Source organism: Streptomyces sp. SID3343 (assembly GCF_009865215.1).
Taxonomy (GTDB): domain Bacteria; phylum Actinomycetota; class Actinomycetes; order Streptomycetales; family Streptomycetaceae; genus Embleya.
On sequence record NZ_WWJX01001123.1, the window covers coordinates 1 to 7,691 of the forward strand.

3 protein-coding genes are annotated in these 7,691 nt (G+C 71.3%); all 3 read right to left on the reverse strand.

Annotated elements, in window-relative coordinates; all coding sequences use genetic code 11:
• Window positions 1-2,284: dTMP kinase (tmk, locus tag GT354_RS35195; RefSeq protein WP_161360443.1), on the reverse strand; the 2,284-nt coding region annotated here is incomplete at its 3' end.
• A 357-nt stretch (window positions 2,285-2,641) separates the two neighbouring features.
• A complete protein-coding gene (gene topA, locus GT354_RS35200) occupies window positions 2,642-5,551 on the reverse strand; it encodes a type I DNA topoisomerase (protein WP_161360446.1) in 2,910 nt (969 codons plus the stop codon).
• Between the two features lie 485 nt (window positions 5,552-6,036).
• Window positions 6,037-7,557 carry a methyltransferase gene (locus GT354_RS35205; protein WP_161360444.1) on the reverse strand — a complete coding sequence of 507 codons (1,521 nt, stop codon included), beginning with the start codon at window positions 7,555-7,557 and terminating at the stop codon, window positions 6,037-6,039.
• Window positions 7,558-7,691: the final 134 nt, after the last annotated feature.

A 7,691-nucleotide genomic window follows, 5' to 3' on the forward strand; every position in this document is an offset into this window, starting at 1 on the left:
CGTCGGCCTCGGCGGCGATCCGGCGGGCCTCGTCCTCGGCGAACCGGCGCTCGTCCTCGGCCTGCCTGGCGGCCTCCTCGGCGAGCCTGGCCTGCTCGGCCTGGCGCTGCCGCTCCTCGCTCTCGGCCCGCAGCCGGGCGATCAGCGCGGCCTTCTCGGCGTCGCGGGCGGCCTGTTCGGCCTTGCGCCGGGCGTCCTCCTCGCGCATCCGCTTGGCCAGTTCGAGCGCTTGGCGCTTCTCCTGGTCGGACAGCGGCAGCTCGCGGTCGAGGCGGTGCCGGATCGGCGTGGTGACCGCGTCCGGCTCCTGGTCGGCGTCCACCACGAGGTAGCGGTCGGGGTCGTGCGCGGCCAGGTCCAGGAAGGCGTGCCGGATCCGCAGGTGGAAGTCCTGCGGCTCGGACTCCAGGCGGTCGGGCGCCTCGGTGAAGCGGCTGTGGCCGACCGCGGGGTCCAGGTCGAGCAGGATCGTCAGGTCGGGCAGCAGCCCGTCGGTCGCCCAGCGCGACACCCGGCCGATCTCGCGGGCGCCCAGACCGCGCCCGGCGCCCTGGTAGGCGATCGAGGAGTCGATGTAGCGGTCGCTGATCACGATCGCGCCGCGGCGCAGCGCGGGCAGGATCACGCTCTGCACGTGCTCGGCCCGGTCGGCCGCGTAGAGCAGGGCCTCGGTGCGCGGGTCGACCGGATCGCCGTCGAGGTCGAGCAGCATCGCGCGCAGCTTCTTGCCGATCATCGTCGCGCCGGGCTCGCGGGTGACCACCACCTCGTGGCCCTTGGCCCGTATCCACGCGGCGAGCGCGTCGGACTGGGTGGACTTGCCGGCGCCCTCGCCGCCCTCCAGGGCGATGAAGAAGCCGGTCGCGCCGGCCGGTCGGCCGGTGACGTGGTCCTCGTTGCGGGTGGCCGCGGCGAGGTCGCGCAGGATCGGCACACCGCGCCGGTCGTCCACGCTCAGCAACGCGATCCAGCCCAGGATGATCACGAACACGCCGGTGCCGGCCAGCAGGAGCGCCGCACCGCTGTAGTCGAAGGTGAACCGGTCGGCGATCGTCCACGACCGCAGGCCCCCGTAGCCGGCGCCCACCGGGCCGGCGACCAACGCGACGAACAGCATCATCCGTACGATCAACTGCGCGAACGCGAACGCCTTCGCGCGCATGTCCTCGCCGAAGTCGAGGCCGTACATCGTGTAGCCGGTGACCCACGCGACGCCGGCGAACACGCCGACCACGGCGGCGAGTACCGCGGCCACGACCACGTTGGCGACCGCGGCCAGAATCAGCAGCGTCAGCCCCGCGAACATCACCGCCATGCCGTACAGCCGGCGCCGACTGAACGCCGGGACCACGCGCGGACCCCACAGCATGCCGGCGCTGACACCGGCGATGAGCATGAAGAAGATCGTGCCGTAGGCCGCGTTGCCGGCGTTCAGCCCGACCACGAGCAGCGGCGCGGTGCCCACGAGGGCGCCGCCCGCGAGGAACAGCGCGATCATCCCGACGATCAGGCCGCGCGCGGTCCGCCCGTGGGCGAACACCCGGCGACCGCCGGCGAGCACCTTGAACGGGTTGGGTCGACGCGTGCTGACCGAGCGCCCACGCGTGGGCATCCGGATCATCGACGCGAAGATCGCGGCGACCACGAAGACCCCGCCCGCGGTGTAGAACGCGAGCTGCGAGGGGTGGTCGACGAACATCGCGACGTCCTGCGAGAACGCCGTGCCGATCAGCGCCGTGAGCACGAACACCAGCGCCGCCGCCGGGGCCGCGCCGTAGGACGTCACGAGGTTGAACTGGCTAGCGGTGCCCAGCCGCTGACGGGGGACCAGGTTGGGCACGGTGGCGTCCCGGGTCGGGCCGGCGAGCGCGCCGATCACCCCGACGGCCGCCGTCGCGCCCCAGATCCACCACATCTTGTCCACGAACGGCACGGACACGAGCACCATGGCCCGCAGCACGTCACACGTGACGAGTGTCCAGCGGCGGTCGAGGTGGTCCACGATCGCGCCGGCCATCGAGGCCATCACCGCGGCGGGCAGCAGGCGCAGCGCGAACACCGCGCCGATCGCCATCGCATGCTTGCGGTAGTCGCCGTCCACCGTCCACATCGCGGCCGTCACGAGGGCCAGCAGGGCGAGCCAATCAGCCAGCGCGGAGGCCGCGACGGCGAACCAGAAGCGACGGAAGGGGCGGATGCTCAGCACACCCCCGATGCCCTCGGTCGGCTCGACCTGACGGGGCGGTATCGCCGAATCCGGCGCTTGCTGCTCCGCGTGCGTCATACGGAGAACCCTAACGTCGTCACCTGACGGGAAACGGCAACCACCGCCGCCTCCCCCGTGCTCCGCCGGCGGACCGTAGCACAAGCCCGACCGGTCACCGGAACCGACCGAGGCGGCGCCGGATCCCGCCGGCGCCGCCTGGTCGTCACATACCTGTTTACTACCGAATATCCCTACCGGGGTATCCCTCCGAGGCATCCCCATCGGGGCGTCCCACGAAGGCACGCCCACCGGGCATCCCCCGAGGAATCACCCCAACGGGCATTCCCTCCGAGGCATCCCCGACCGAGACATCCCTACCGAGGCGTTCCCGCCGAGGCGTTCCTACCCGGTCATGCCTACCTCGGTCGTCCCGCCTCACGCGTCGTCGGCGCCACTGTTCGTACCGGCCGACGCCGCGGCCTTCGCGGCTGCGGCCTTCGTGGTCTTGCCGTCGGCCGCGGTCTTCTTCGCGGCCGGCTTCTTGGCGGTCGACTTCTTGGCCGTCGTGCTCTTCTTCGCTGTCGTCGTCTTCTTCGCCGTCGCGGTCTTCTTCGCCGGGGCCTTCTTGGCGGTCTTCTTCGCCGGGCCCTTGGCGCGCTTTTCCGCGAGCAGCTCGTAGCCGCGCTCAGGCGTGATCGTCTCGACCGAGTCGTCCGCGCGCAAGGTCGCGTTGGTCTCGCCGTCGGTGACGTACGGACCGAACCGGCCGTCCTTGACCGTGACCGCCTTGCCGCTGACCGGGTCCTCGCCCAGTTCCTTCAGCGGCGGCTTGGCCGCGGCCCGCCCGCGCGCCTTGGGCTGGGCGTAGATCGCGAGCGCCTCGTCGAGGGTCACCGTGAACAACTGCTCCTCGGTCTCCAGGGAGCGCGAGTCGGTGTCCATCTTGAGGTACGGCCCGTAGCGGCCGTTCTGCGCGGTGATCTCGGTGCCCGTCTCCGGGTGCTTGCCCACCACGCGCGGCAGCGTGAACAGCTTGAGCGCGTCGTCGAGGGTGATCGTGTCCAAGGCCATCGACTTGAACAGCGACGCGGTGCGCGGCTTGGGGCCGTTCTTCGCCGCCGTCTTCTTCGCGGTCTTCTTGGCCGGCTTCGCGCCGTCCTCGGCGGGCGCCGCGGTCTTACCCGCAGCTGCAGCCTTGGCCGGCGGCTCGGGCAGGATCTCGGTCACATACGGGCCGTACCGCCCGTCCTTGGCCACGATCATGTGCCCGCTCACCGGGTCCACGCCCAGCTCGTGGGCACCGCTGGGCTTGTCGAGCAGTTCCTCGGCCTTGGCCACGGTCAGCTCGTCCGGCGGCAGGTCGTCGGGCACGTCGGCACGCTGCTCGCCACGCTCGACGTAGGGGCCGTAGCGGCCCACCCGCAGCACGATGCCCTCGCCCACCGGGAACGAGTTCACCTCGCGGGCGTCGATCGCGCTGAGGTCGGTGACCAGGGCCTTGAGGCCACCGAGGTGGTCCTTGTCCGGGTCCGCGTCGTCGCCGAAGTAGAACTTGCGCAGCCACGGCACGGCCGCCGTCTCACCCCGCGCGATGCGGTCGAGGTCGTCCTCCATCTTGGCCGTGAAGTCGTAGTCGACGAGCGTGCCGAAGTGTCCTTCGAGCAGGCCCACCACGGCGAACGCCAGGAAGGACGGCACGAGGGCCGTGCCCTTCTTGAACGTGTAGCCGCGGTCGAGGATCGTGCCGACGATCGACGCGAACGTCGACGGACGACCGATCTCGCGGTCTTCCAGTTCCTTGATCAGGGAGGCTTCGGTGTAGCGGGCCGGCGGCTTGGTCGAGTGGCCCTCGGGGGTGAGTTCCTCGGCGGTCAGGCCGTCGCCCTCGGTGACCATCGGCAGCCGGCGCTCGCGGTCGTCCAGCTCCGCGTCCGGGTCGTCCGAGCCCTCCACGTAGGCCTTGAGGAAGCCGTGGAAGGTGATGATCTTGCCACTCGCGGTGAACTCCGCGTCGCGCCCGGGCAGGTCCGCACCCTGGGCCGTGCCGCCGATGCGCACGGTGACCGACTGGCCCACGGCGTCCTTCATCTGCGACGCGACGGTACGCATCCAGATCAGTTCGTACAGCCGGAACTCGTCACCGGACAGGCCCGTCTCGGCCGGCGTGCGAAAGCTCTCCCCGGAGGGGCGGATCGCCTCGTGCGCCTCCTGCGCGTTCTTGACCTTGCCGGTGTACACCCGCGGCGCGTCCGGGACGTACTCGGCGCCGTACAGCTCCCGCACCTGCGCCCGGGCGGCCGTGACGGCCGTCTCGGACAGCGTGGTGGAGTCCGTACGCATGTAGGTGATGTGGCCGTTCTCGTACAGCTTCTGCGCGATCTGCATGGTGCGCTTCGCGCCGTAGCCCAGCTTGCGCGACGCCTCCTGCTGGAGGGTCGTGGTGCGGAACGGGGCGTACGGGGAGCGGCGGTACGGCTTGCGCTCGACGGCACGCACCGAGAACGACGCGGACTCCAGGGCGGCGGTCAGCGCGCGGGCGCCGGTCTCGTCCAGCTGGAGCACGCCGGGGTTCTTCGCCTTGCCGTCCGGGCCGAAATCGCGGCCGGTGGCGACGCGCTTGCCGTCGAGCGAGACCAGGCGCGCGTTCATCGTGCTCGGGTCGCTCGGGTCGCCGACCCGACCGGTGCCGAACACGCCGAGCACGTCCCAGTAGGACGCCGACGTGAACGCGCGGCGCTCGCGCTCGCGCTCGACCACCAGCCGGGTGGCCACCGACTGCACGCGGCCGGCCGACAGGCGCGGGCCGACCTTCTTCCACAGGACCGGGGACACCTCGTAGCCGTAGAGGCGGTCGAGGATGCGGCGGGTCTCCTGGGCGTCGACCAGTCGCTGGTTGAGCTCACGCGGGTTGTTCACCGCGTTGCGGATCGCGTCCTTGGTGATCTCGTGGAACACCATGCGGTGCACGGGCACCTTGGGCTTGAGGACTTCCAACAGGTGCCACGCGATGGCCTCGCCCTCGCGGTCCTCGTCCGTCGCGAGGAAGAGCTCGTCGGCATCCTTGAGGAGCTTCTTGAGCTTGGCGACCTGGGCCTTCTTGTCGGCGTTGACGACGTAGATCGGCTCGAAGTCGGCATCCACGTCGACGCCCAACCGGGCCCACGGCTTGCCCGCGTATTCGGCGGGCACCTCGGCGGCGCCGTTGGGCAGGTCGCGGATGTGTCCCACGCTCGCCTCGACCACGTAACCGGGGCCGAGATAGCCCTTGATCGTTTTCGCCTTGGCCGGGGACTCGACAATGACGAGTCGCAAGCCATCGCGCGCGGTCTCGCTGCTCGGGGACACCTTCGCTTCTCTCTCCATCGTCGTCGGCATCGGCCTTGCCCCCACGGGACAAGGCCGTACACGGATTCGTATTCATATTGCGGTTGGCGTGTCACGGAGGGTGACCGATGGTCGACCCGCTGTGTCAAACCGGTTCTGGCGGCTTGCGTCACGGAGTCGTCCCGATGCGCCTGTCCGTTCGTACCGTCCGCCGGGCCCGACGATCGCTCCGACGGTCGGGACCCACGCCACTCGAACGGTAACGCGCGCATTGCGGTTCCCGCCTCCCGACCCCGTGGGTTCACGGTCGGACGGGAGGCCGTCGCCTCCATACAACACATTTTCTTGGCGACGGCAAGGAGTATCCGGGTGGGACAACACAAGCGACTGTACAGGCGCCGCGTCCCGGATCACGGTGCACCGGACCAAGCGGGGCCCGCCGGCGGGCGCCGGACCCGGTGCCGGAGCCGGTCACGGGCCGGTCATCGAGCCGAGGATCCGCCCCGTCACGAACTCGTCACGGACTCGCCCGCGGGCTCCGGGAACAGGAGGAATCCGTCCGCCACCAAGCCGCGCAGTTCGCCGGGCACGGTGTCGCGAAGTTCGGCCGGATCCTGCTCCAGCAACTGGGCGATCGCGTCCACCACGACACCCGCCGGCAGCGCCCCGTCGCTGGCTCCGGCCAACGCCGCGCCGACGGTGTCCACCCGGTCCGCGCGGCACATGCCGCGGCGTTGGCGCAGCACGATCGTCTCGGGGTCCTCGGCCCCCGGCGCGCCGGTCTGCTCCTGGACCACGTGGTCCGCGAGGGTGAACCCGACGGCCAGCAGGTCGTCGTCGCCGAGTGTGGCCAGTCGGTCCTGGCGACCGAACCACGCGTGCACCTCGGAGCCGAGCGGCTGTTCGATCGCGTGCGGCCAGTCCTCGATGTGCACGTTCGGCGTGTCGGAGCCGGACGCGCGCAGCGTGATCCAGCCGAATCCGATGCCCTCCACGCCGTCACGCTCGAACGCGTCCAACCACGCGTCGTAGCGTTCGGTATAGGCCGCGCCGTGGTGATCGCCCGAGTCGCGCAGCCACAGCTCCGCGTACTGCGCGGGATCCTGGACATCGCGCTGGACCACCCACGCGTCGCATCCGGTCGGTGCCAGCCACGCGGCGAGCCGGTCCTGCCAGTCCTGTCCGCGCAGGTGCTGCCAGTTGGCCAACAGTTGGCAGTAGCCGCCGTCGCTCAGGTAGGTCGGCGCCTGGGCCACCAGCCGGCGGCAGACCTCGTCGCCGGGCAGGCCGGCGTCGCGATAGGTGTACCGCTCGCCCACCGGCGTGATCACGAACGGCGGGTTGGAGACGATCAGGTCGAACCGCTCGCCCTCGACCGGCTCGAACAGGCTGCCCTCGGCGAGACCGACGTTGCTCACGCCCGACAACGCCATGGTCAGCCGGGTCAGGTCGAGCGCGCGGTGGTTGACGTCGGTCGCCAGCACCGAGCCCGCGTGTCGCGACGCGTGCAGGGCCTGGACACCGCAGCCGGTGCCCAGGTCGAGGGCGCGGCCCACCGGCTCGCGCACGGTGATCCCGGCGAGCGTCGTGGACGCGCCACCGATACCGAGCACGTGGTCGGCCCGGACCGGCCCGGTGACCCCGCCGATCCCGGAACCGAGGTCGGACACCACCCACCAGTCGGTGTCGGCCTCGCCGTAGGGCCGGATGTCCACGAGCGGGCGCACGACATCACCGTCGCGCTCCAGGAGTCCGCCCTTCAGCGCGTCCTCCAGCGGAAGCGCCCGGCGCACGTGCGCCTCGGGCGCCGACGTCTGGAGCAGGAACAGTCGGATGAGCACCGCGAGCGGGCTCGCCGCCTCGGCCCGCAGCGCGCGCAGCGCGGGCACCGTCTCACCACGAGACAGCGCCGCGTACGCCTGCGGGCCGAGCGCGTCGAGGCACCCGTCGACGGTGTATTCGGCCGCGATCAGGGCCTCGCGGAGTCGGGCCACCTGGGAGGAGTCGTTCATGGTCACGTGCACCATCCTCCCTCGTACGCGACCGGCGACCGATCAGGCCGGCGGGGCGGTGGTCCCCGAAGTCCCGCTCGGCACGGGCGCGGACGACCCCGCCGCACCGGTGGGCGGAGCCGTCGCCGACGTGGCGGACGGCGACGCCG

What these genes read in the sequence shown, in the direction of transcription:
- GT354_RS35205 (WP_161360444.1), bottom strand. Translation starts at nt 7,557, where the DNA reads ATGGTGCACGTGACCATGAACGACTCCTCCCAGGTGGCCCGACTCCGC.